Raw genomic sequence first — 22853 nt, forward strand, 5'->3', positions numbered from 1 at the left:
CCACCTAGAAAGGGAACAGCGGGCTAAGGAAGAAACGGTCGAACCAGCCCGGCTGACTCGCATCAGCAAACGAACCTGTACCCGAGTAGGTAATGCGCGCATCGGCAATCCGCGTCGACGGCACGGTGTTGTCGGTGGAGATGTCATCGGCGCGGACCATACCGGCAATGCGCACCAATTCGTCGCCGGTGTTAAGCGTCATCCACTTCTCACCGCGTACGGCAATGATGCCGTTGGGTAATACATCGGCGACGGTCACGGTGATCGAACCGGTCAAGCTGTTGCCCTGCCCTGCGGAACTCTTGCCGTTGGTGGCGCGGTCACCGCTGTAGCCGGCGCTCAAGCTCAAGTCGCCATCGCCCAGGGGGTTGTTGGTGTTCGGCACGGCACCAAACAACGAGGTCAGGCCGATCCCCGTCTTGCTGGTCTTGCCCACCTGCGAGTTGGCGTTCTTGCTGGCCTGGGTCTTCTCGTTCAGGGTGATGGTGATGATGTCACCCACGCGGAACGCCTTGCGGTCGCTGTACAGGTTCTGTTCGAAACCGGCCTGGTAGATCGAGCCATTGTTGGCCGCCGCCGGCAACGGCGTGCGTGGCAACACCGGCGCGTAGTACGGGTCATTGGGCTTTGGCGTCGGGGCGACACAGCCCGCGAGCACGGCAATCCCACTCAATGCCAAAACAGAAACATAGCGATTCATGACCCTTACCTCACGGTGTTGCAGGCGCCCTCAAGAGCGCCCCAGACTTGATTACAGATTCTGCGTTACGAACGAAAGCATCTGGTCGGCGGTGGAGATCACCTTGGAGTTCATCTCGTAGGCACGCTGGGTAGTGATCATGTTGACCATCTCCTCAACGGTGCTGACGTTGGAGGTTTCCAGGGTGCTTTGCAGCGTGGTGCCGAAGCCGTTCAGCCCAGGGGTGCCGATTTGCGGCGCGCCGCTGGAGGCGGTTTCCAGGAACAAGTTGTTACCCATGGCTTGCAGGCCAGCCGGGTTGATGAAATCGGCGGTCTGCAGGTTGCCGATCACTTGCGACGCCGGGTTGCCGGCGACGGTGATCGACACGGTGCCGTCGTTGCCAACGGTAAAGGTTTTGGCATCTGCTGGAACGACCACGGCCGGCTCCAGGGCAAAACCGTTGGCGGTCACGATCTGGCCGTTGGAGTCCAGGTGGAAAGTACCGTCACGGGTGTAGGAAGTAGTGCCGTCCGGTTGCAGGATCTGGAAGAAGCCACGGCCGTTGATGGCCATGTCCAGCGGCTGGCCGGTCTGTTGCAAGTTACCGGCGCTGAAGTTCTTCTGGGTGCCGACGATCTGCACACCGGTACCCAGTTGCAGGCCCGACGGCAGCTCGCTGTCCTGGGTCGACTGAGCGCCCGGCTGTTTCTTGATCTGATAGAGCAAGTCCTGGAACTCGGCACGGTCACGTTTGAAACCCGTGGTCGATACGTTGGCCAAGTTGTTGGAAATGGTGGTCAGGTTGGTGTCCTGGGCGGACAGGCCTGTTTTGGCAACCCATAGAGCCGGAAGCATGCTGTTCTCCTCTGTGCGCCTGTTTGTTGGCGCGACATCACAAATTAGTTAATGGGCTGCAATCAGCTCATCTGCATGACGCGCGTCATGGCCTGGTCGTCTTCTTTAGCGCTGTTCATCATCTTGATGTGCAGCTCAAACTGCTTGGAAAGCGCCAGCACTGCGGTCATTTCTTCCACCGCATTGACGTTGCTCGCCTGCAGGAAACCCGAGGTCAGCGTGACCGTCGCGTCAGCCTGGGCCGGCTGGCCATCCTTGGTGTGGATGGTGCCGTCCAAGCCTTTATTCATGTTCTTCAGGTCCGGCTGGACCAGCTTGATGCGGTCCACTTCCGCCATCACGCGCGGGCCTTCACCCATGGCGCGGATGCTGATGGTGCCGTCGGCACCCACTTCGATCTTCTGCTGCGGCGGCACGGCAATCGGCCCACCGTTGCCCATGATCGGCATGCCGTTGCCGGCCCGCAGTACGCCCAATGCGTCGACGTTCATGCTCGCGCTGCGCACGTAGGCTTCGCTGCCGTCCGGGGTCTGCACGGCCATCCAGCCATTGCCGCTGACGGCCACGTCCAGGTCTCGACCGGTCTCGATCATCGCGCCAGGAGAGAAGTCAGTGCCCGGGCGCTCGGTCAAGGCAAACGCCCGCGCCGGAAAGCTGTCACCGAACACCGGCATCGAACGCGCCTGTTCCAGGTCACGTTGGAAACCATTGGTGGAAATGTTCGCCAGGTTGTTGGCATGGGCCTTCTGCGCCAGAGCATTCTGGCTGGCGCCGGTCATTGCCACATAAAGGTACTTGTCCACGCTCTTTCCTCTTTCTGACGGACGCTTGCCGCCCACCGCTGTACTGATGAGGCTTAAGCAATTTGCGAACCAACTTTTGAAAAGAGCAGGAAGTGCAGGCGGGGCGGGGGTTTGCGGCGAGGTATGAAGATTTCAGGATTGAGCGAGAGTCGAAAAAACGGCGGACTACTGCCGCCTGCGGCAAACCCCGTCCTTGAAAACGACAAAGATCGAATGTGGGAGGGGTTTACTGTGGTGAGCAGGCTTACCCTGTGGTGAGCAGGCTTGCCCTGCGCCGGGCTGCGAAGCAGCCCCCCTTGAGTCGGCGGCGAACCCGTCGGGGCACAAGCCCCACTCACCACAGCACCCCCTTCCCAAAGGATTTATTTATTAGCCTTGAGAATTTCGTAGTCGCGCAGCTTGTTAGCGATGGTGGTGTGGGACACCCCCAGACGCTTGCCCATCTGCCGGCTGCTGGGATGCTCGGCATATAAGGCTTCGAGCACCGCTTTCTCGAACCGCCCGACAATCGCTTCCAGGCCACCCTCCAGCGAAAAATCGCCAAGCGGCTGACGCACCCCATAGTCCGGCAGCCGAATATGTTCGGCCTGGACCGTCCCGCCGTCACACAACGACACCGCCTGGAACAGTACGTTTTCCAACTGCCGCACATTGCCTGGCCAATGGTAATGACTCAGGCGATCCATCGCGGCGGGCGCCAGCGTGGGCAACGGGCAGCCGATCTGACGGCTGGCCTGGTCGAGAAAGTGCTCCACCAACGGCGCCAGGCCGTCGAGGCATTCGCGCAGCGGTGGGATATGCAAGGACAGCACGTTGAGGCGGTGGTAGAGGTCCTGGCGGAATTCGCCACGGGCGCACAGCTCGGACAAATCCACCTGGGTGGCGCAGATCACCCGCACATCCAGGTAAACCTCCTCATCACTGCCTACGCGGCGAAAGCAACCGTCCTGCAGGAAGCGCAGCAATTTCACCTGCAAGCGCGCGCTCATCTCCCCCACACCGTCAAGAAACAACGTACCGCCCGCCGTCAGTTCCAGCAGCCCCAACTTGCCTTCTGCACGTGCACCTTCGAACGCGCCGGGGCCGTAGCCGAACAACTCGGTCTCCGCCATCGACTCGGGCAGGCCGGCGCAGTTGAGCGCCATCAACGGCGATTGCCCACGCGGGCTGGCCAAGTGACAGGCGCGGGCCAGCAACTCCTTGCCGGTGCCGGTTTCGCCTTCTATTAATAGAGGCGCATCCAGCGGCGCCATGCGCCGGGCTTCGCGCACTACCGCAGCCATGACTTTGGAGCTCTGGAAAATGCTGTCAAAGCCGCGCAGCTCCTGCTTGCGCACGTTGTAGATGCGCTCACCCACGCGGTCCGCGCGGTGCAGGGTCAACACCGCGCCGGCCATGGCTTCGCTGTCGTCATGTTCGGATGATTGCAGCGGCGCGATGTCCGCCAGGAACACGTCACCCTTGACCTTGACCCGCAGACCATTGATCCGCGATTTGCTCGCACGCACCAGCTCCGGCAAATCAAAGTCTTCGGCATACCGCGACAACGGAATCCCCGGCACCTCGTCCACCCGCACCCCGAGCAACTGCGCCGCTGCACGGTTGGCGGCGACGATGGAGCCGCCCATGTCGATCGACAGCACCGGAAACTCCAGGGCGCCGAGCAGCGCATTCAGCTCCATGTGGCGCCGTTCGCTGGGCATCAGCCCTACCCTTTTCACCCCGAACACCCCGGTAATCGCCTCGAACTGCGGGCGCAGCGCCTGAAACTGCATGTTCACCAGGTTCGGGCAGTACAGGTAAATGGCATTGCCATGCTCACCGCCCACTTCGCCCTTGGCGACGTTGACGCCGTACTCCACCAGCAGGTTGAGAATGTCCCGCAGGATGCCGATGCGGTTCTGGCAGTGCACTTTGATACGCATGAAGAGGCCCGAAATGTGGGTAGGCGCCGCGTGTTTTTGTCGCAGGACGCAGATAGTCGTCAAGATTATGTGACAGCCAGAAGGGTTTTCCCAGCCCAGCGCAACGGCCGAGCGCACAAGCGTAACGAATACTTTACGTAAATCGGTAAATTTTCCTACACGATGGCGTTTTAAACAGATGGAATCCGGTCACGCACAGGTTATCAATAGGGTCATCGCAGGACATAACAAGAACGAATGCCTAGCAGGAGAGCCGTATGAAGCAGACGCAGTACGTGGCCCGCGAGCCCGACGCGCAAGGTTTTATCCACTACTCGCCGGAAGAACACGCGGTGTGGAACACCCTGATCACTCGCCAATTGAACGTGATCGAGGGCCGCGCCTGCCAGGAATACCTGGACGGCATCGACAAGCTCGGCCTGCCCCATGATCGGATTCCGCAACTGGGCGAAATCAACCAGGTGTTGGCCGAGACAACCGGCTGGCAAGTCGCCCGCGTACCGGCGCTGATCCCCTTCCAGACCTTCTTCGAATTGCTCGCCAACAAACAGTTTCCGGTGGCGACGTTTATCCGTACCCGTGAAGAACTGGACTACCTGCAAGAGCCGGATATTTTTCACGAGATCTTTGGCCACTGCCCGCTGCTGACCAACCCCTGGTTCGCCGAGTTCACCCACACCTACGGCAAGCTCGGTCTGGCGGCCACTAAGGAGCAACGGGTTTACCTGGCGCGCCTGTACTGGATGACCATCGAGTTCGGCCTGGTGGACACCCCCGAAGGCCGGCGTATCTACGGTGGCGGCATTCTGTCGTCGCCCAAGGAAACGGTGTACAGCCTGTCCTCCGAGCCTGAGCACCAGCTGTTCGACCCGCTGGAAGCGATGCGCACGCCCTATCGCATCGACATCCTGCAACCGCTGTACTTCGTGCTGCCCAACCTCAAGCGCCTGTTCGAAGTGGCGCAGGAAGACATCATGGGCATGGTTGAGCGCGGCATGCAGCTGGGTCTGCATGCGCCCAAGTTTGCGCCCAAACCCAAAGCCGCGTGAACCTTACATCTTGAGGCCAGGTGAGTCTGTTCCCTGGCCGCGCGTTGCTTTAGGGTGACGCTACTGACCTTCAACTTTCGAATTCAGGACACCCCCATGACCACCTTGAACCAAGCCCACTGCGAAGCCTGCCGCGCCGATGCCCCGCAAGTCAGCGATGAAGAGTTGCCGGTGCTGCTCAAGCAGATCCCCGACTGGAACATCGAAGTGCGCGACGGCGTGATGCAGTTGGAAAAGGTTTTCCTGTTCAAGAACTTCAAATTCGCCCTGGATTTCACCAACGCCATGGGTGAAATCTCCGAAGCCGAAGGCCATCACCCCGGCCTGCTCACCGAGTGGGGCAAGGTCACCGTGACTTGGTGGAGCCACTCCATCAAAGGCCTGCACCGTAACGACTTCATCATGGCCGCGCGCACCGACGAAGTGGCCAAGGACGCCGAGGGGCGCAAGTAATGCATTTCGATGCCATTGGCCGCGTTCCCGGCGACCCGATCCTCGGGCTGATGGACCTGTACGCCCAGGACGCCAACCCGAACAAGTTCGACCTGGGCGTCGGCGTCTATAAGGACGACCAGGGCCTGACGCCGATCCCGCACTCGGTGAAACTGGCCGAGCAGCGCCTGGTGGACACCCAGGCCACCAAGACCTACATCGGCGGCCACGGTAACGCTGCGTTCGGCAAGCTGATCAGCGAGCTGGTACTCGGCGCGGACTCCGCGCTGATCCGCGAACGCCGTGCCGGCGCCACCCAGACCCCAGGCGGCACCGGCGCCCTGCGACTGAGCGCCGACTTTATTGCTCAAAACCTGCCGGGCCGTGGCGTCTGGCTGAGCAACCCGACCTGGCCGATCCACGAATCCATCTTTGCCAAGGCCGGGATCCCGGTCAGCCATTATCCGTACGTGGGCGCCGACAATCGCCTGGATGTGGCGGCGATGCTCGCCACCCTGTCCAGCGTGCCCCAGGGCGATGTCGTGCTGCTGCACGCCTGCTGCCACAACCCGACCGGTTTCGACCTGTCCCAAGACGACTGGCGCCAGGTGCTGCAGATCGTGCGCGAGCGCCAGTTGCTGCCGCTGATCGACTTCGCCTACCAGGGCTTTGGCGACGGCCTGGAGCAGGACGCCTGGGCGGTGCGGCTGTTTGCAGCCGAGCTGCCGGAAGTGCTGGTCACCAGTTCCTGTTCGAAGAACTTCGGCCTGTACAGCGACCGTGTCGGCGCGTTGATCGTGTGCGCGGCGGATGCGGAGAAGCTGACGGATGTGCGTAGCCAGTTGGCGAACACGGCGCGTAACCTGTGGTCGACGCCACCGGACCATGGCGCAGCGGTGGTGGCGACCATCCTCGGCGATGCCGAGCTGAAAAAACGCTGGAGCGACGAAGTAGAAGCCATGCGTTCGCGCATCGCACACCTGCGCTCCGGACTGGTGGAGGCGCTGGCGCCCCATGGCCTGTCGCAGCAGTTTGCGCACATCGGCGCGCAGCGCGGCATGTTTTCCTATACCGGCCTGAGTGCCGAGCAGGTTAAACAACTGCGGGAGAAACACAGCGTGTACATGGTGAGTTCTGGCCGAGCGAATGTGGCAGGGATTGATGCCACGCGGTTGACGCTGCTGGCCAAAGCCATCGCCGACGTGTCCAACTGAAGAAACAGCATTAAAACTGTGGGAGGGGGCTTGCCCCCGATGGCGGTATATCAGTCAAGCTTACAGCGACTGACACTCTGCAATCGGGGGCAAGCCCCCTCCCACATTTGTGACCTGAGTAGCCCTTTAGCCTGTGACCATCTCGGCCTTAAGCTGCGCCTCCTTCGCCTGCGCATCCGCCAACCGATACAACTCGATACTCCCATCCCAGTGCTCGATCAACGCCGTGCACGACTCCACCCAATCCCCGCAGTTGAGGTAATCCACCTCGCCCACCTTGCGAATCTCCGCGTGGTGGATATGCCCGCAGACCACGCCGTGCAACTCGCGCTTGGTTACTTCGTGGGCGATGGCTTCTTCGAAATCGCTGATGAAGTTCACCGCCGTCTTGACCTTGTGCTTGAGGTACGCCGACAGCGACCAATAGCCATAGCCGTAGCGCGCACGCCAATGGTTCAGCCAGCGGTTCAGTGTGAGGGTGAACTCATAGGCCGAGTCGCCGAGAAATGCCAGCCAGCGGTGATAGCGAGTGATCACGTCGAACTGGTCGCCGTGGATCACCAGCAGGTGCCGGCCATCGGCAGTCACGTGCACGGCCTCGTCCACCAGTTGGATATTGCCCAGGATCAGCTTGGAGTAGCGGCGCAGGAATTCGTCGTGGTTGCCGGTGACGTAGATCACCTCGGTGCCGCGCTTGGCCATGGTCAACAGGCGGCGGATCACGTTGGTGTGGGCCTGGGGCCAATACATGCCGCCACGCAGTTTCCAACCGTCGATGATGTCCCCTACCAGGTAGACCTTATCGGCGTGGTAGCCCTTGAGGAACTGCGACAAATGTTCGGCCTGGCAATCCCGTGTGCCCAGGTGCACGTCGGAAATCCACAGGGTACGCACCCGTTGCTTGCGGCTGGGCTTGGTCAACTCGGCACTGGTCATGGGCATCCCTCGACGGTGTTTTCGCGAGCTTGCGCCAGTGCGATTAATAGCCCATGACAACTGTGCGTCAGTCTGATGACAGCGCCCACCGACCGCGAAGCGTTGTAGACTGCCGACTTGCCGCCCAGGAGACCGCGATGAGCCCCACTCTCACGCTACGCCACTACCTCGAAGCGCCCATCGCCCACAGCCATGACCATGCGCAGTTGGTGTTCGGCCTGTCCGGGCACCTGGACCTGGAAGTCGACGGGCGTGGCAGCCAAGTGCGCGAAAGCAGCGTGATGGTGCTGCCCTTCTCCGCCCACCACGCCTGCGGCAGTCGCGACGGCAGCCGCTGCCTCGTGCTGGACGTGCCCACCGAGCACTGGGTGCTGCAATCGTTGGGCACGCATGCCGATGCCAGTCGCCGCCTGCTCGACCAACCGGCACGGCTGGCCCTGGACTCGCGGCAACACCAGTTGGTGCAATGGCTGGCGCAGAGCCCGGTGGATGACCCGCTGATCGCCCAGCAAGGCGCAGTGCTGTTGCTGGCCAGCCTCAACCATCCGTCTGCCCAACCGCTGCCGGGCCGGCGCCTGCCGTATGCGGCGTTCAACGCGCACATCGAGCGCCACGTAGCGCACCCGCTGCAGGTGGCTGACCTGGCACGCATCGCCGACCTCTCGGTAGCGCGCTTGCACGCACGCTTCATGGCGGAATGCGGGCAAACACCCATGGACTATATCCGCAGTCGCCGCCTGCACATGGCCTTGGACCTGCTGCGCCAAACGCCTCTGCCGGTTGGTGAAATCGCCGATCGCGTCGGCTATACCTCGCAAAGTGCCTTTGCGGCCGCGATGCTGCGCGAGTTTGGCGCCTCGCCGGGCGCATTGCGACGCAACGCCTAGGAAGAGCCTTGCGATAACAATCGCGAGCCGCACGACAGACGCCTGCACGGCCGAGCCACTAAACTGCGCTTCTGTCACCCGCTTGATTCAAGGACTGCAATGACTCCCCGCTCAGCCCTCGGCGCCCTGCATATCGGTGCATTGATGTTTGGCCTTACCGGCGTATTCGGCAAACTGGCGGCCGCTTCACCGGCCATCATCGTCTTCGGGCGCGCCGTGTTTGCCGTAGTGGCCCTGGCGGTATTCGCACGGTTCGCCAGCAACACGGCCTGGAAAACACTCGAGCGGCGCGACTGGCGTCGACTGCTGGTAAGCGGCGTGTTGCTGGCGGCGCATTGGGTGACCTTTTTTATTGCGGTAAAGGTCGCCGGCGTTGCGGTGGCGACCCTGGGTTTCACTGCGTTTCCGGCCTTTACCGTGATTCTTGAAGGGCTGATTTTCCGCGAGCGTATCCGCGCCAATGAAATAGTACTGGTGGTACTGGTCAGCGTCGGCCTGGTGCTGGTCACCCCGGACTTCAACCTCGTCAGCGAAGCCACCGGCGGCTTGCTCTGGGGGATCGCCTCGGGGCTGCTGTTTTCCCTGCTGTCACTGAACAATCGCGCCAGTTCCGGCCGCATTCCGGCGGTGCAGGCCGCGTTGTGCCAGAACGTGGTGGTCGCGGTGTGCCTGTTGCCCGTGGCGGCACCGGGGCTGACCGAGGTGCGGGCGATTGACTGGCTGTGGATCGGCCTGCTCGGCGTGTTCTGCACCGGCCTGGCCCACAGCCTGTTTGTCGCCAGCCTCGCGGTGATCAAGGCGCGCACGGCCTCGGTGGTGTTTGCCATGGAGCCGGTGTACGGCATCACTGCGGCTTGGCTGCTGTTTGCCGAAACCCCGACGCTGCGGATGCTGCTGGGTGGCGTGCTGATCGTCGTCGCTATCGTGCTTTCCGGACTGATGGGCACTGCCAGCCAGGCCAAACAGCCTGCGGCGACGGCGTGATCTACACTTTAAACATCCGCAACAGTTTGTCGTCGTTCAACGGATAACCGACACCTCGACGACAGCCTGGGTATTTTCTGAAGTTGCTGCACGCGAGTGGTCACAACCTCAACGCGATGCGGGAGCTTTACCATGGAAATGCTCATCAGTTTGTTGGTGCAGATAATCAGCGGGACCATCGGCGGCAACATCGCCGGGATGACCAAACAGAGTCTTGGGACAGGGCTTAACACAGTGATCGGGGGTGTCGGCGGGGCGCTGCTGGGCCAGATCGTCGCGGTACTGACGGGCGCCTCCGGTGGCGAAGCGCTGGATGTAGCGACGGTTGGCAGCAACATTGTCGGCGGTGGCGTCGGCGGGCTGGTGCTGACCTGGGTGATTGGCTTCATCAAGCAAAAAATGGCCGCCAAATAATCCCCCCTGCACGGTCACCGCCCGCCGACGGCGGTGACTTTTACTGCGTACGGTCGTTGTGCCCCAGGTCACGCTGCGGGTCGATCTGGTCGCGCACGCGCTGCTTGAGCACCTTGGCTTCAGGGAAACCACCGTCGGCCTTACGCTCCCAGATCTGCACGCCATCGCACGTGATGCGAAATGCGCCACCGGTTGCCGGCGCCAGCGACACCTGGCCCAAGTCATCGGCGAACGTGCTCAACAATTCCTGCGCCAGCCACGCCGCGCGCAGCAACCACTGGCACTGGGTGCAATAGGTGATAACGATCTCGGGTTTGATCGAGGACATAATTTGAGAGGCTCCTGGCGTAACGGGCTCGGCGGATCGAGTGGCTATAATAGCGGCCTTTATCGCCCAGCCTCGAGATTCATGATGCGCCGCCTGCTGTCCTGCCTGTTCCTGTGCCTACTCCCTCTTGTTGCCGACGCCCTTGAACCGCCACGCCCAAAAATCGGCCTGGTGCTGTCCGGTGGCGCCGCCCGTGGGCTGGCGCATATCGGCGTGCTCAAGGCGCTGGAAGAGCAAGGCATCCAGATCGATGCGATTGCCGGCACCAGCATGGGTGCGGTGATCGGTGGGCTGTACGCCTCCGGCTACAAAATCGACGAGCTGGAAAAGCTCGCGCTGAGCATCGACTGGCAACAGGCCCTGTCCGACGCACCGCCCCGCGAGGACGTACCGTTTCGGCGCAAGCAGGATGACCGGGATTTCCTGGTCAAACAGAAACTCAGCTTTCGTGACGACGGTAGCCTGGGCCTGCCACTGGGCGTGATCCAAGGCCAGAACCTGGCGCTGCTGCTGGAAAGCATGTTCGCCCACAGCAGCAACACGCGAAATTTCGACAAGCTGCCGATTCCCTTCCGCGCGGTGGCGACCGATATCACCACCGGAGAGAAGGTGGTGTTCCGCAAGGGCCACCTGCCTCAGGTGATCCGTGCCAGCATGTCGATCCCGGCGGTATTCGCCCCGGTGGAGCTGGACGGTCGGCTGCTGGTGGACGGCGGCATGACCGATAACATCCCGCTGGACGTGGCGCGGGAGATGGGCGTGGATATCGCCATCGTCGTCGACATCGGCACCCCACTGCGCTCGCGCAAGCAACTGGCGACGGTGGTGGACGTGCTCAACCAGTCCATCACGCTGATGACACGGCGCAACTCCGAAGAACAACTCAAGGACTTGCACCCCAAGGATGTGCTGATCCAGCCACCGCTCGCCGCCTATGGCGTGACCGACTTCGGCCGCGCCAAGGACATGATCGACGCCGGCTACCGCGCGACTCGCGCCCTCGACGTGCGCCTGGCCCACCTGCGTCCTGCCGAACCGATCGACCCGCAACTGGTGGCCGCGCGTACCCCCGGCGAGCGCACCCCGGTGATCACCGCGATCACCGTGGAAAACGATTCGAAAGTCAGCGACGACGTGATCCGCTACTACATTCGCCAACCCCTGGGCGAGCCGTTGAACCTGGGCCGCCTGCAGTCGGACATGGGCACCTTGTACGGCCTGGATTACTTCGAGCAGGTGCAATACCGCGTGGTCAAGAAAGGCCAGGACAACACCCTGGTGATCAGCGCGCGCGGCAAACGCAGCGGCACCGATTACCTGCGCCTCGGCCTGAACCTCTCGGATGACATGCGCGGCGACAGCGCCTTCAACCTCGGCGCCAGCTACCGCATGAACGGTATCAACCGCCTCGGCGCCGAGTGGCTGACGCGGGTGCAGATCGGTGATCGGCAAGAGCTGTACAGCGAGTTCTACCAGCCGATGGACACCGGCTCGCGTTACTTTGTCGCGCCTTATCTCAGCGCCCAGGCACAGAACGTCGAGCTGATCCTGGACAACGATCCCATCTCCGAATACCGCCTGGAACGCTACGGCTTCGGCTTGAACGTCGGCAGGCAGATTGGCAACAGCGGCGAGATCCGCTTCGGCGTCGGCGAGGCCTGGGGCAAGGCGGATGTGCGCATCGGCGACCGGGACCTGCCCAGTGTGAGCTTCAGCGAAGGCTTCTATGAACTGAAATACTCCTTCGACTCTCTGGACAATGTGTACTTCCCCCATACCGGCGAAGACATCGGCCTGGCCTACCGCGAATTCGAACCGGGGCTGGGCTCGGACCAGCGCTACCGCCAATGGGAATTCAAGTTGGACAAGGCCATGAGCCACGGCCCGGACACCCTGGTGCTGGGGGGACGCTACGGGCGCACGCTGGATGATTCGGATGTGGTGATTTCCAGCTTCCTGCTGGGCGGTGCGCGGCAGCTGTCGGGCTTCCGCCAGGACGCCATCTCAGGCCAGAACATCAGCCTGATGCGAGCGGTGTATTACCGTCGACTGACGCCACGTTCGTACCTGCCGCTGGATTTCCCGCTGTACCTCGGTGCATCATTGGAACGCGGCCGGGCGTGGAACAACGACAATGAATTCGACAGCGGCTACATCAACGCGGCGAGTATCTTCCTGGGGTTTGATACACCGTTGGGGCCGCTGAATTTCAGTTATGGGTTCAACGATGATAATCAGAAGGCGGTGTATCTGAACCTGGGGCAGACGTTCTGACACACGAGGGGATTGTAGTGAGCGGGCTTGCCCCGCGCTGGGCTGCGAAGCGGGCCCGAACCGAGGCGACTGATTTCTGACTGAAGAAGCGCGGTGACTGCAGTGGGGCTGCTTCGCAGCCCAGCGCGGGGCAAGCCCGCTCACCACAAAAGCCCATTCACCACAAAAGCCTGCTCACCACAGCAGACCCGCGTTTGCCTCAGGACTTTTCCAGATTCGCCAGAATGTGCCCATGCACCCGCATACACACTCGCAAATCGGCTTCATCCACCCCCACAAACAACTCATGACGCAAAGCGGTAGCAATCGTCTCGATCTGCTCGATCAACGGCCGGGCGGTATCACACAGCAGAATGCGCTTGGCACGACGGTCTTCCACCACCGCCTGGCGTTGCACCAGGCCTTGACCTTCCAGGCTGTCCAGCAGGCGAGCCAGTGTCGGCCCTTCGACGCCGACGCTTTGCGCCAATTCGCGCTGGGTGGGTGCATCCTCGAAACGGGCCAAGTGCAACAGCACCAGCCAGCGCGCCTGGGACAAGCCCAGCCCCGCCAAGCGGCGGTCGAGCTCGGCGCGCCAACCACGGGACATTTGCGCCAGCTGCATGCCAAATCGGTGTTGATCGGTTAACGGCATAAAAAACTCATGTTTTAGACTGAAAATAAAGTGTGGCTAATTATTAGTCAGCTAAGCATGCGCTCTGCCCGTAGGCAAGAGTTGCTATGTACTGATTCGTTACATTGTCGTAATTGGCGCACTAAATTTCGAATTCAGACTGCAAAGCGGCCCTGACGCAGTACAAGACGCCCTCAGGAACACGTCCGGTAAACAGCGGTGCGATCTCCGCGACGGGTGGCAATTCGCCCTCTCCGTCCAGGAACGCGTCCTGGATCTCGCCGAGCAAATCTTCCGGCAAATCAAGCGCCTGCTCCAACGACAGCTGCTGCTTGCCGATGGATTCAGCCAACAACGTGTAGACGTTTTTTTCCGAGCATTGCAGCTGACCGGCGATCTGGATCGGGGTCATGCCGGCGCGGGCCAGGCTGATCAATTCATGGCGAATATCGGCGATTTCCTTCGGCGCTTCGGCCTGGCCGCCCAGCACTTCGAGGAAGGCCTGGCCGTAGCGCTCGAGCTTGCGCGCACCCACGCCGCTGACCCGCGCCATTTCGGCCATGCTGGTGGGCTGCTCGCGCAGCATCTCCAGCAAGGTGGAGTCGGGGAAGATAACGTACGGCGGCACGCTGTGTTCCTGCGCCAGTTTGCGCCGCAGGGTGCGCAAGGCTTCCCACTGTTCACGCTCTTCGCCACGCACCAGTTGGCTGGCCTGGCTGGTGCTGCTCTTGGCGGTGGTCTGCGGCTTGAGATCGCGGCGCAGCTCAAGGCTGACTTCGCCCTTGAGCAATGGCCGGCAACTGTCATTCAGGCGCAAACCGCCATACCCTTCGATGTCGATATCCACCAAGCCACGCGCGACCATCTGCCGGAACAGCGAACGCCATTCGCCCTCAGCGCGGGCCTTGCCCACGCCATAGACCGACAGTTTTTCGTGGCCGAAGCTGCGGACCTTCTCGTTATCCTTGCCCAGCAATACATCCACCAGATGACCCACGCCATAACGCTGGCCGGTGCGGTAAATAGCGGACAAACCCTGGCGCGCGGGCTCAGTGGCGTCCCAGGTCTGCACGCCGTCGACGCAGTTGTCGCAATGGCCGCAGGGCTGGGGCATGTCTTCGTCGAAATACGCGAGCAAGGTCTGGCGACGGCAACGGGTCTCTTCACACAGCGAGAGCATCGCGTCGAGCTTGTGCTGCTCCAGGCGCTTGTGACGCTCGTCACCCTCGGAGTTTTGCAACATCTGCTTGAGCATCACCACGTCTTGCAGGCCGTAGACCATCCAGGCATCCGCCGGCAGGCCATCACGGCCGGCTCGCCCGGTTTCCTGGTAGTACGCCTCAAGGGATTTGGGCAGGTCCATATGCGCCACGAAGCGCACGTTGGATTTGTCGATGCCCATGCCGAACGCGATGGTGGCCACCATGATCAGGCCTTCCTCGTTGAGGAAGCGCTTCTGGTGGGCGGAGCGCGTTTCGTTAGGCAGGCCCGCGTGGTAAGGCAGCGCCGGGTAACCTTGTTCGCAGAGGAACGCGGCGACTTCATCGACCTTCTTGCGCGACAGGCAATAGACGATGCCGGCATCGCTGCGCCGCTCGGACAGGAAGGCCAGCAACTGCTTGCGCGGCTGCTCCTTGGGCACGATGCGGTAGAAGATATTCGGCCGGTCGAAGCTCGACAGGAAGCGCTCGGCGTTCTGCAGGTGCAGGCGCTCGACGATTTCTTCGCGGGTGCGCTTGTCGGCGGTGGCGGTCAGGGCAATGCGCGGCACATCGGGAAACAGTTCCGCCAACTGGCCGAGCTGCAGGTATTCGCGACGGAAATCGTGGCCCCATTGCGACACGCAGTGGGCCTCGTCGATCGCGAAGAGGGCGATTTCCAGGCTTTGCAAAAAGGCCAGCATGCGTGGCTGCACCAGGCGCTCGGGAGCGAGGTAGAGCATCTTCACCTCACCGCGCTTGATGCGTGCAGCCAGGTCGCGCTGCTGCTCGGCGCTGAGGGTGGAGTTCAAGGACGCGGCGGCGACACCCAGCTCTTCCAGGGTCGCCACCTGATCGTCCATCAACGCGATCAGCGGCGAGACCACCACGGCCAAGCCATTGCGCAACAGCGCCGGCACCTGGAAGCACAGTGACTTGCCACCACCGGTAGGCATCAAGACCAGGGCGTCACCGCCACTGGCCACGCGCTCAATGATCGCACCCTGGCGGCCACGAAAACTGTCGTAGCCGAAGATGTCCTTGAGGACGCGTTGAGCCTGCTCGAGCATGTATAACTCCAAAATAGTGCCGAAATCCCTCTGTACAGGCTGGCCGAGAAAACACGTTCTCACGGGAAATAATCCGTAAGCGAAGTTTTCTCGGACTGGCGCTTGGCCTGCAAGGGCATCACAAAACGCGGCAGTATACCCGAGCGATACCCGGCAAAGGGCGCCACTGACGAACAGCGAGCGCTATCTAAAACCTGGCAAATATGCAGTGTGGCTGGCCTGGGCGCTCAAGAAGGCCTAGAATTCAGCATCGTTTATTCCCAAGGTAGTCCTTCAATGTCCTTCGCTGAGCAACTAACCCGCCTGCAAGCCTTCCTCGACGCCGATGAGCTGCATGACGAGGCGCTGGACTACGTGGCCGCCCACGGCTACCTGACCGCCCTGTCGATCTGCTCCGAGGTCGTGCCCGACCGCGAATGGATCGACGCACTGTTCGCCGAAGAGCCGCACTACGCCGACGCCGCCCAGCGCGAAGAAATCGAATCCACCTTGCTGGCCCTCAAGGCCCACATCGGTCGCCAACTGGCCTCCGACGAGGAATTCGAATTGCCATGCGAGCTGGACCTGGGCGAAGAGCCGGATGATTCCGACCTGCGCGGCTGGTGCATCGGCTTCATGGAAGGCGTGTTCCTGCGCGAAGCCGCCTGGTTCGAAACCGCCGAGGAAGAAGTCAGCGAAATGCTGCTGCCGATCATGGTCGGTTCGGGCCTGTTCGACGACCAGCCGGAGTTCTCCGACATCGCCGCCGACGCCAACCTGATGGACGACATGATCGTACAGATCCCGGAAGCCCTGACCGCGCTGTACCTGCTGTGCAACGCCCCTGACGAAAAACCGGCGATCCTCAAGCCACGTCACCACTGAGTCGCTTGCCCGTGACACCCATGGGCAATCGGTCACTGCTCCTGCGCTACGTGCTGCTGGCCATCGGCTGGTTGAGCGTAGCGCTGGGGGTGATCGGCATTTTCCTACCGGTATTGCCGACAACGCCCTTTCTGTTGCTCGCCGCCGCCTGCTTCGCTCGAAGCTCTCCGCGCTTCTACCACTGGCTGGTGCAACACCCGCGCCTGGGCCCGTGGATCCGTGACTACCTGGACGGCAACGGTATCCCCCTCAAAGGCAAGGTCTACGCCATTGGCTTGATGTGGCTGAGCATCGGTGTTTCCTGCTACCTGGTGCCCCTGCCGTGGGCGCGTGGCTTCATGCTGACCAGCGCCGTGCTGGTGACACTCTACATCCTGCGCCAGAAAACCCTGCCACCTCGCTGAACGCCCCTGCGACATTCGATCCCACACGACCTTGGTCGACACTGACTAACCCCAGCCATCATGCGAGACTGTCCAACCGGGCCTGGAATGCCTGGGTGTTCCTATGCTCGGAGTTACCATGACGCTGTCCAGCGGGCTGATCGCCGCCGTTGCCCTGGCCTATATGGCCATTATGTTTGCCATCGCCTTCTACGGTGATCGTCGCCGTGCGCCCTTGCCGCCACGTGTACGTGCCTGGGTGTATAGCCTGTCGCTCGCCGTTTACTGCACCAGCTGGACCTTCTTCGGCGCCGTAGGCCAGGCTGCCGAACAGCTGTGGGCATTTTTACCGATCTACCTCGGACCGGTTCTATTGCTGGTGTTGGCACCTTGGGTGCTGCAGAAGATGATTCTGATCAGCAAGCAGGAAAACATCACCTCCATCGCCGACTTTATTGCGGCGCGCTACGGCAAATCCCAATCCCTGGCCGTGGTGGTCGCACTGATCTGCCTGGTCGGCGTACTGCCCTATATTGCGCTGCAACTCAAAGGCATCGTGCTGGGAGTCAACCTGCTGATCGGCGCGGGTGCCGACACCACCGGCACCCGCGCGCAGGACACCGCACTGATCGTGTCGCTGGTATTGGCGCTGTTCACTATCGTCTTCGGTACCCGCAACCTCGACGCCACGGAACACCACCGTGGCATGGTGCTGGCGATTGCGTTTGAATCCCTGGTCAAGCTGTTCGCGTTTCTGGCGGTCGGCGCGTTTGTGACCTACGGCCTGTACGACGGTTTCGGCGACCTGTTCAGCCAAGCCATGCTGGCGCCACGGCTGGAGGAATACTGGAAGGAGACCGTCAACTGGCCGTCGATGGTGGTGCAGACCGGCGTGGCCATGATGGCGATCATCTGCTTGCCTCGGCAATTTCATGTCACGGTGGTCGAGAACATCGACCCGCAGGACCTGCGCCTGGCCAAGTGGGTGTTTCCCGCGTATCTGATTCTTGCCGCGCTGTTTGTAGTACCGATCGCCTTGGGCGGCAAGATGATGCTGCCCGGCTCGGTGCTTCCGGACTCCTACGTCATCAGCCTGCCGATGGCCGAAGCCCACCCCGCCCTCGCGGTACTGGCATTTATTGGCGGCGCTTCAGCGGCCACCGGCATGGTGATCGTGGCGAGCATCGCACTGTCGACCATGGTGTCCAACGACATGCTGCTGCCGTGGTTGCTGCGTCGCTCCAGCGCCGAGCGGCCGTTCGAAGTGTTCCGCCACTGGATGCTCTCGGTACGCCGTGTGAGCATCGTGATCATCCTGTTGCTGGCCTACGTCAGTTACCGCCTGCTGGGTTCGTCCGCCAGCCTGGCGACCATCGGCCAGATCGCCTTTGCCGCCGTGACCCAATTGGCGCCGGCGATGCTCGGTGCGCTGTACTGGAAACAGGCGAACCGACGCGGTGTATTCGCGGGCCTGGCAGCGGGCACCTTCCTGTGGTTCTACACCTTGGTCCTACCGGTGACGGCGAAAAGCCTGGGGTGGTCCCTCAGCCTTTTCCCAGGGCTGACGTGGATGCATTCGCACCCGCTGGGCCTGTCCGTCACTTCGCTGACCCTGGGCACCGTGTTCTCACTGGCGGGTAACTTCACGCTGTTTGTGTGGGTGTCGATGCTCTCGCGCACGCGGGTGTCCGAGCACTGGCAAGCCGGGCGCTTTATCGGCCAGGAAATCAGCCAGCGCGCCAGTGCCCGCTCGATGCTGTCGGTGCAGATCAGCGATCTGCTGAGCCTGGCTGCGCGCTTTGTGGGTGAAGAACGGGCCCAGCAAAGCTTTATCCGTTTCGCCTATCGCCAGGGCAAAGGCTTCAACCCCAACCAGAATGCCGACAACGATTGGATCGCCCACACGGAACGCTTGCTGGCCGGTGTACTCGGTGCATCCTCGACCCGTGCAGTGGTAAAAGCGGCCATCGAAGGGCGGGAAATGCAGTTGGAGGACGTCGTACGCATCGCCGACGAAGCGTCGGAAGTGCTGCAGTTCAACCGCGCGTTGCTGCAAGGCGCCATCGAAAACATCACCCAAGGCATCAGCGTGGTCGACCAGTCCCTCAAGCTGGTGGCCTGGAACCGGCGCTACCTGGAGCTGTTCAATTACCCCGACGGACTGATCAGCGTGGGCCGGCCGATTGCCGACATCATCCGCTACAACGCCGAACGCGGGCTGTGCGGGCCGGGCGAGGCCGAAGTACACGTGGCGCGACGCCTGCATTGGATGCGCCAGGGTCGCGCGCACACGTCCGAGCGTTTATTCCCCAATGGCCGCGTGATCGAACTGATCGGCAACCCGATGCCCGGCGGCGGTTTCGTCATGAGCTTCACTGACATTACCGCGTTCCGCGAAGCCGAAAAGGCACTCACCGAAGCCAACGAAGGCCTGGAGCAACGGGTGACCGAGCGCACCCACGAGCTGTCCCAGCTCAACGTGGCGCTCACTGACGCCAAGGGCGTGGCCGAGTCTGCCAGCCAGTCGAAGACGCGCTTCCTGGCGGCCGTCAGCCATGACCTGATGCAGCCGTTGAATGCTGCGCGCCTGTTCTCCGCCGCCCTCTCCCACCAGAACGACGGCCTGTCCAGCGAAGCCCGGCAATTGGTGCAGCACCTGGACAGTTCGCTGCGCTCTGCCGAAGACCTGATCAGCGATCTACTGGATATTTCGCGCCTGGAAAACGGCAAGATCAACCCACAGCGCCAGCCCTTTGTGCTCAATGAGCTGTTCGACACCCTCGGCGCGGAATTCAAGGCGCTCGCCCAGGAACAAGGTCTGCGCTTCCGCCTACGCGGCAGCCGTTTGCGCGTCGACAGCGACATAAAGTTGTTACGACGGATTCTGCAGAATTTTCTCACCAACGCCTTCCGTTATGCCGACGGCCCGGTGCTGCTGGGCGTACGCCGACGTAAAGGCGAGCTGTGCCTGGAGGTGTGGGACCGTGGCCCGGGTATCCCGCAGGATAAACAGAAGGTGATCTTCGAAGAATTCAAGCGCCTGGACAGCCACCAGACCCGCGCGGAGAAAGGCCTGGGACTTGGCTTGGCGATCGCCGACGGCCTGTGCCGCGTGCTGGACCACCGTTTGAGCGTGCGCTCATGGCCAGGCAAGGGCAGCGTGTTCAGTGTGCGCGTGCCGCTGGCACGCAACCAGGCCACCCCGCTGGTCAAGACGCCGCAGGAAACCGGGCTGCCGTTGAGCGGTGCGCAGGTGCTGTGCGTGGATAACGAAGAGAGCATCCTGATTGGCATGCGCAGCCTGTTGACGCGCTGGGGTTGCGAAGTGTGGACCGCCACCGACCAGGCGCAATGCGCGGCGCTGCTGGCCGAAGGCGTGCGCCCGCAGCTGGCACTGGTGGATTACCACCTGGATCATGGCGAGACCGGTACTGAGTTGATGGGCTGGCTGCGTGCGCAATTGGCGGAGCCGATTCCCGGCGTGGTCATCAGTGCCGACGGCCGCCCGGAGATGGTGGCCGAGGTGCATGCGGCGGGGCTGGATTACCTGGCCAAACCGGTGAAGCCGGCGGCGTTGCGAGCGTTGCTGAGTCGGCATCTGCCCCTTTAGGCCAGTGCCACATTTTGGTTTGTGTTTATTCGGGCAGATGGGCCACGCCGTCGGAATCGGTCATCGCCCGCTCCAGCAGATCGGCCGGCAAGCTTTTACTCGCCCGCGCGCCGAGCAACCTCAATTGCTCGGTCCGGCTGACCAGATTCCCGCGTCCATCTGTCAGCTTGTTACGCGCGGCGCTGTAAGCCTTATCCAACTGTTGTAGACGATTCCCCACTTCGTCCAGGTCCTGGATAAACAGAACGAATTTGTCGTAAAGCCAGCCCGCACGCTCGGCGATTTCCCGGGCGTTCTGGCTCTGGCGTTCCTGCTTCCACAGGCTATCGATCACCCGCAGGGTAGCCAGCAACGTGGTGGGGCTGACGATGACGATATGGCGATCGAAGGCTTCCTGGAATAAGTTCGGTTCGGCCTGCAACGCGGCCGAAAAAGCCGCCTCAATCGGTACGAACAGCAACACGAAATCCAGGCTGTGCAGGCCTTCCAGGCGTTTGTAGTCTTTGCCGGCCAAGCCTTTGACGTGATTGCGCAGCGACAGCACGTGCTGCTTCAACGCCGCTTGGCCGATCACATCATCCTCCGCTGCCACGTACTGTTGATAAGCGGTGAGGCTGACCTTGGAATCCACCACCACCTGCTTGTCGCCGGGCAACATGATCAGCACGTCCGGCTGGAAACGCTCGCCGTCCGGGCCCTTAAGGCTGACCTGAGTCTGATACTCGCGGCCCTTCTCCAGGCCCGCATGCTCCAACACCCGCTCAAGGATCAGCTCGCCCCAGTTGCCTTGGGTTTTCTGGCCCTTGAGGGCGCGGGTCAGGTTGGTGGCCTCGTCTGACAGACGCAGGTTCAGTTGCTGTAGGCGTTCAAGCTCCTTAGCCAGGGAAAAACGCTCGCGTGCTTCGTTCTGGTAGCTTTCTTCTACGCGTTTTTCGAAGGACTGGATGCGTTCCTTCAACGGATCAAGCAACTGGCCCAGGCGTTCCTGGCTGGTTTCGGCGAAGCGCTGTTCACGCTCGTCGAAGATCTTGCCCGCCAGTTCGGCGAACTGTGCGCGCAACTCATCCCGTGAGCCTTGCAGGTCGTTAAGGCGTTGTTGATGGCTGTCCTGCTGCTCACGCAGTTCGGCGCGCAGGGCGGACGACAATGCATCCAGGCGACGTAGCTCGGCCTCCTTGGCGCTGCGGTCCAAGTTCCATGCATGCGCGGCATCGCGGGCATTGTCGCGGTCGATCTGCAGCAGTTCGACCTCGCGGCGCACAGCGGCCAAGTCAGCCTGTTTGGCAGCATTGGCCTGGCTCAGGTCGCTGATTTCATCGCGACTGGCATCCAGCTGCGCGGCGAGGCCTTCCTGGGCCAGTTGCGCAGTGGCCAGACGCTCTTCGAGCAGTTCCCAGCCGGTCATGCGCGCGGTCAGCCGTCGCTGAAGCTGCCAGCACAGGGCCAATAACGGCACAGCAGCGCCAGCGAGGCCAAGGGCAATACTGGTCCAGTCGAACGCCATAGACATGTCTGCCATCACCGAAAAAAAGCAAGGTTAGCGGAGCACAGGGCCTGAGGACAGCTCAGTCTTCGACCTGGCCCAGTTCACGTTGGGCGCGGCGGTCACCGGCACGGGCCGCGAGGCGCAGCAGGTCGTGGCCGATGCGGCGGTCACGGGCATTCCCGCACTCACGGCACATCAGTTGGCCCAGCCGGCTTTGGGCAGCGACCACGCCTTCACGGGCCGGCTGCTTGAGCAAGCGCCCGGCGAAGTGTTTGACGTTGACGTTGTGACCCAGGCGCGGGCTGTCGAGCAACCACAAAGCCACTTTCAAGGAAAAGCGCTTGGGGGCGGTAACAGTGTGAGGGGCGTCGGTAACAGAAGGTGATACTGAGCGAAACTTCATAAAGCACTGTGGGACAGAACGGAAGGGGCGCCACTCTACTCTTTTTTTCGTACAGGTAAAGCTGAAAAAACTCTGCACGCCCGTTCTAGAGCAAGCGCTCGGGACAATCCACAGAAGCTGTGGATAACTCAGTGGACAACCCCCCTTTAACCCGCGCAAACCCCCATGGAATGGGGGCCCCAGTCAAACTGACGATTTTTTCACCAATAAAAAAAAGCCAGATTTTTCATTGACTTAAATTTCCATTGCAGGCAAATGGCGGCGCTGCAGTGCAGTTGACAGCGCGGTTACACCCCGCGCAACCAATGTGCACAAGTACCCCTCCGATGGTTATATCACTGGCTTTTTTTGAAGCAACTTGCTGCAAAAATGTTACCGCCGGGGCAAACCAGGGACTTTTCAAATCTTTCCCGGCTCGCCACACTCCCCGACCTACAGCGCA

At 61.7% G+C, this 22853-nt stretch carries 20 protein-coding genes; 10 read left to right on the top strand and 10 right to left on the bottom strand.

What is annotated here, in order from left to right:
- Window positions 1–4: 4 nt before the first annotated feature.
- The 4 genes from flgH to ACI512_RS26620 form a co-directional block, all read right to left on the bottom strand.
- Window positions 5–700, bottom strand: a complete 696-nt coding sequence (flgH, locus tag ACI512_RS26605; protein WP_015885208.1) for a flagellar basal body L-ring protein FlgH — start codon at window positions 698–700, stop codon at window positions 5–7.
- Between the two features lie 51 nt (window positions 701–751).
- Window positions 752–1537, bottom strand: coding sequence for a flagellar basal-body rod protein FlgG (gene flgG / locus ACI512_RS26610; protein ID WP_005790105.1), 786 nt, complete (start codon window positions 1535–1537; stop codon window positions 752–754).
- 62 nt (window positions 1538–1599) lie between these two features.
- Window positions 1600–2340, bottom strand: coding sequence for a flagellar basal body rod protein FlgF (locus tag ACI512_RS26615; protein WP_015885209.1), 741 nt, complete (start codon window positions 2338–2340; stop codon window positions 1600–1602).
- Between the two features lie 362 nt (window positions 2341–2702).
- Entirely contained in the window at window positions 2703–4265 is a 1563-nt protein-coding gene (locus ACI512_RS26620; protein ID WP_236380888.1) for a sigma-54-dependent transcriptional regulator, read from the bottom strand.
- 257 nt (window positions 4266–4522) lie between these two features.
- On the opposite strand from ACI512_RS26620, the gene phhA reads away from it, so the two are divergent.
- The 3 genes from phhA to ACI512_RS26635 all read left to right on the top strand — a co-directional run bounded on the left by phhA (window position 4523) and on the right by ACI512_RS26635 (window position 6960).
- Window positions 4523–5314, top strand: a complete 792-nt coding sequence (phhA, locus tag ACI512_RS26625; RefSeq protein ID WP_122810111.1) for a phenylalanine 4-monooxygenase — start codon at window positions 4523–4525, stop codon at window positions 5312–5314.
- Window positions 5315–5410: 96 nt separating this feature from the next.
- Window positions 5411–5767, top strand: coding sequence for a 4a-hydroxytetrahydrobiopterin dehydratase (locus ACI512_RS26630; protein WP_236380886.1), 357 nt, complete (start codon window positions 5411–5413; stop codon window positions 5765–5767).
- The gene (locus tag ACI512_RS26635; protein ID WP_236380884.1) at window positions 5767–6960 is read left to right on the top strand and encodes an amino acid aminotransferase; all 1194 of its coding nucleotides are present in this window, start codon (window positions 5767–5769) and stop codon (window positions 6958–6960) included. The genes ACI512_RS26630 and ACI512_RS26635 overlap by 1 nt, the downstream gene beginning before the upstream one ends.
- Window positions 6961–7086: 126 nt before the next feature.
- Here the strand turns inward: ACI512_RS26635 and ACI512_RS26640 are convergent, their stop codons facing one another.
- Window positions 7087–7896 (bottom strand): UDP-2,3-diacylglucosamine diphosphatase, encoded by an 810-nt coding sequence (locus tag ACI512_RS26640; protein ID WP_015885213.1) that lies wholly within the window; start codon window positions 7894–7896, stop codon window positions 7087–7089.
- Window positions 7897–8033: 137 nt separating this feature from the next.
- On the opposite strand from ACI512_RS26640, the gene ACI512_RS26645 reads away from it, so the two are divergent.
- From ACI512_RS26645 to ACI512_RS26655, 3 genes are all read left to right on the top strand, one after another.
- A complete protein-coding gene (locus ACI512_RS26645; protein ID WP_046036026.1) occupies window positions 8034–8783 on the top strand; it encodes an AraC family transcriptional regulator in 750 nt (249 codons plus the stop codon).
- Window positions 8784–8882: 99 nt separating this feature from the next.
- Window positions 8883–9767 carry a DMT family transporter gene (locus tag ACI512_RS26650; protein ID WP_236380882.1) on the top strand — a complete coding sequence of 295 codons (885 nt, stop codon included), beginning with the start codon at window positions 8883–8885 and terminating at the stop codon, window positions 9765–9767.
- A gap of 132 nt (window positions 9768–9899) precedes the next feature.
- Entirely contained in the window at window positions 9900–10181 is a 282-nt protein-coding gene (locus ACI512_RS26655) for a hypothetical protein (RefSeq protein WP_236380880.1), read from the top strand.
- A 40-nt stretch (window positions 10182–10221) separates the two neighbouring features.
- On the opposite strand, the gene ACI512_RS26660 is transcribed toward ACI512_RS26655, so the two are convergent.
- Window positions 10222–10509 carry a SelT/SelW/SelH family protein gene (locus ACI512_RS26660; RefSeq protein WP_015885217.1) on the bottom strand — a complete coding sequence of 96 codons (288 nt, stop codon included), beginning with the start codon at window positions 10507–10509 and terminating at the stop codon, window positions 10222–10224.
- 84 nt (window positions 10510–10593) lie between these two features.
- On the opposite strand from ACI512_RS26660, the gene ACI512_RS26665 reads away from it, so the two are divergent.
- Window positions 10594–12783: a patatin-like phospholipase family protein gene (locus ACI512_RS26665; RefSeq protein WP_046036025.1), complete on the top strand. Its 2190-nt coding sequence runs from the start codon at window positions 10594–10596 to the stop codon at window positions 12781–12783.
- A 199-nt stretch (window positions 12784–12982) separates the two neighbouring features.
- On the opposite strand, the gene ACI512_RS26670 is transcribed toward ACI512_RS26665, so the two are convergent.
- Complete coding sequence (locus ACI512_RS26670; RefSeq protein ID WP_015885219.1) at window positions 12983–13417, bottom strand: MarR family transcriptional regulator; 435 nt, start codon at window positions 13415–13417, stop codon at window positions 12983–12985.
- Between the two features lie 121 nt (window positions 13418–13538).
- Window positions 13539–15665 carry a DNA helicase RecQ gene (gene recQ / locus ACI512_RS26675; RefSeq protein WP_015885220.1) on the bottom strand — a complete coding sequence of 709 codons (2127 nt, stop codon included), beginning with the start codon at window positions 15663–15665 and terminating at the stop codon, window positions 13539–13541.
- 276 nt (window positions 15666–15941) lie between these two features.
- On the opposite strand from recQ, the gene ACI512_RS26680 reads away from it, so the two are divergent.
- The 3 genes from ACI512_RS26680 (at window position 15942) to ACI512_RS26690 (ending at window position 20522) form a co-directional block, all read left to right on the top strand.
- Window positions 15942–16529: a YecA family protein gene (locus tag ACI512_RS26680; protein ID WP_015885221.1), complete on the top strand. Its 588-nt coding sequence runs from the start codon at window positions 15942–15944 to the stop codon at window positions 16527–16529.
- 20 nt (window positions 16530–16549) lie between these two features.
- Window positions 16550–16933, top strand: a complete 384-nt coding sequence (locus tag ACI512_RS26685) for a YbaN family protein (protein ID WP_043205714.1) — start codon at window positions 16550–16552, stop codon at window positions 16931–16933.
- A 118-nt stretch (window positions 16934–17051) separates the two neighbouring features.
- Window positions 17052–20522 (top strand): PAS domain-containing hybrid sensor histidine kinase/response regulator, encoded by a 3471-nt coding sequence (locus ACI512_RS26690; protein WP_236380878.1) that lies wholly within the window; start codon window positions 17052–17054, stop codon window positions 20520–20522.
- Between the two features lie 25 nt (window positions 20523–20547).
- Here the strand turns inward: ACI512_RS26690 and rmuC are convergent, their stop codons facing one another.
- Window positions 20548–21912, bottom strand: coding sequence for a DNA recombination protein RmuC (gene rmuC, locus ACI512_RS26695; RefSeq protein WP_175538080.1), 1365 nt, complete (start codon window positions 21910–21912; stop codon window positions 20548–20550).
- Window positions 21913–22087: 175 nt separating this feature from the next.
- A complete protein-coding gene (locus tag ACI512_RS26700; RefSeq protein ID WP_015885225.1) occupies window positions 22088–22411 on the bottom strand; it encodes a hypothetical protein in 324 nt (107 codons plus the stop codon).
- Window positions 22412–22853 lie beyond the last annotated feature (442 nt).

The sequence above is a fragment of the Pseudomonas petroselini genome, assembly GCF_045037875.1.
Lineage (GTDB): Bacteria > Pseudomonadota > Gammaproteobacteria > Pseudomonadales > Pseudomonadaceae > Aquipseudomonas > Aquipseudomonas petroselini.

Bases quoted from the DNA above. Each gene is read 5' to 3' on its own strand.
- ACI512_RS26660 (WP_015885217.1), bottom strand. From the start codon at position 10,509: ATGTCCTCGATCAAACCCGAGATCGTTATCACCTATTGCACCCAGTGC.
- phhA (WP_122810111.1), top strand. From the start codon at position 4,523: ATGAAGCAGACGCAGTACGTGGCCCGCGAGCCCGACGCGCAAGGTTTT.
- ACI512_RS26700 (WP_015885225.1), bottom strand. From the start codon at position 22,411: ATGAAGTTTCGCTCAGTATCACCTTCTGTTACCGACGCCCCTCACACT.
- ACI512_RS26635 (WP_236380884.1), top strand. From the start codon at position 5,767: ATGCATTTCGATGCCATTGGCCGCGTTCCCGGCGACCCGATCCTCGGG.
- ACI512_RS26650 (WP_236380882.1), top strand. From the start codon at position 8,883: ATGACTCCCCGCTCAGCCCTCGGCGCCCTGCATATCGGTGCATTGATG.
- ACI512_RS26630 (WP_236380886.1), top strand. From the start codon at position 5,411: ATGACCACCTTGAACCAAGCCCACTGCGAAGCCTGCCGCGCCGATGCC.
- ACI512_RS26620 (WP_236380888.1), bottom strand. From the start codon at position 4,265: ATGCGTATCAAAGTGCACTGCCAGAACCGCATCGGCATCCTGCGGGAC.
- flgG (WP_005790105.1), bottom strand. From the start codon at position 1,537: ATGCTTCCGGCTCTATGGGTTGCCAAAACAGGCCTGTCCGCCCAGGAC.
- ACI512_RS26670 (WP_015885219.1), bottom strand. From the start codon at position 13,417: ATGCCGTTAACCGATCAACACCGATTTGGCATGCAGCTGGCGCAAATG.
- ACI512_RS26640 (WP_015885213.1), bottom strand. From the start codon at position 7,896: ATGACCAGTGCCGAGTTGACCAAGCCCAGCCGCAAGCAACGGGTGCGT.
- ACI512_RS26665 (WP_046036025.1), top strand. From the start codon at position 10,594: ATGCGCCGCCTGCTGTCCTGCCTGTTCCTGTGCCTACTCCCTCTTGTT.
- flgH (WP_015885208.1), bottom strand. From the start codon at position 700: ATGAATCGCTATGTTTCTGTTTTGGCATTGAGTGGGATTGCCGTGCTC.
- ACI512_RS26680 (WP_015885221.1), top strand. From the start codon at position 15,942: ATGTCCTTCGCTGAGCAACTAACCCGCCTGCAAGCCTTCCTCGACGCC.
- ACI512_RS26655 (WP_236380880.1), top strand. From the start codon at position 9,900: ATGGAAATGCTCATCAGTTTGTTGGTGCAGATAATCAGCGGGACCATC.
- ACI512_RS26685 (WP_043205714.1), top strand. From the start codon at position 16,550: ATGGGCAATCGGTCACTGCTCCTGCGCTACGTGCTGCTGGCCATCGGC.
- ACI512_RS26690 (WP_236380878.1), top strand. From the start codon at position 17,052: ATGACGCTGTCCAGCGGGCTGATCGCCGCCGTTGCCCTGGCCTATATG.
- recQ (WP_015885220.1), bottom strand. From the start codon at position 15,665: ATGCTCGAGCAGGCTCAACGCGTCCTCAAGGACATCTTCGGCTACGAC.
- ACI512_RS26645 (WP_046036026.1), top strand. From the start codon at position 8,034: ATGAGCCCCACTCTCACGCTACGCCACTACCTCGAAGCGCCCATCGCC.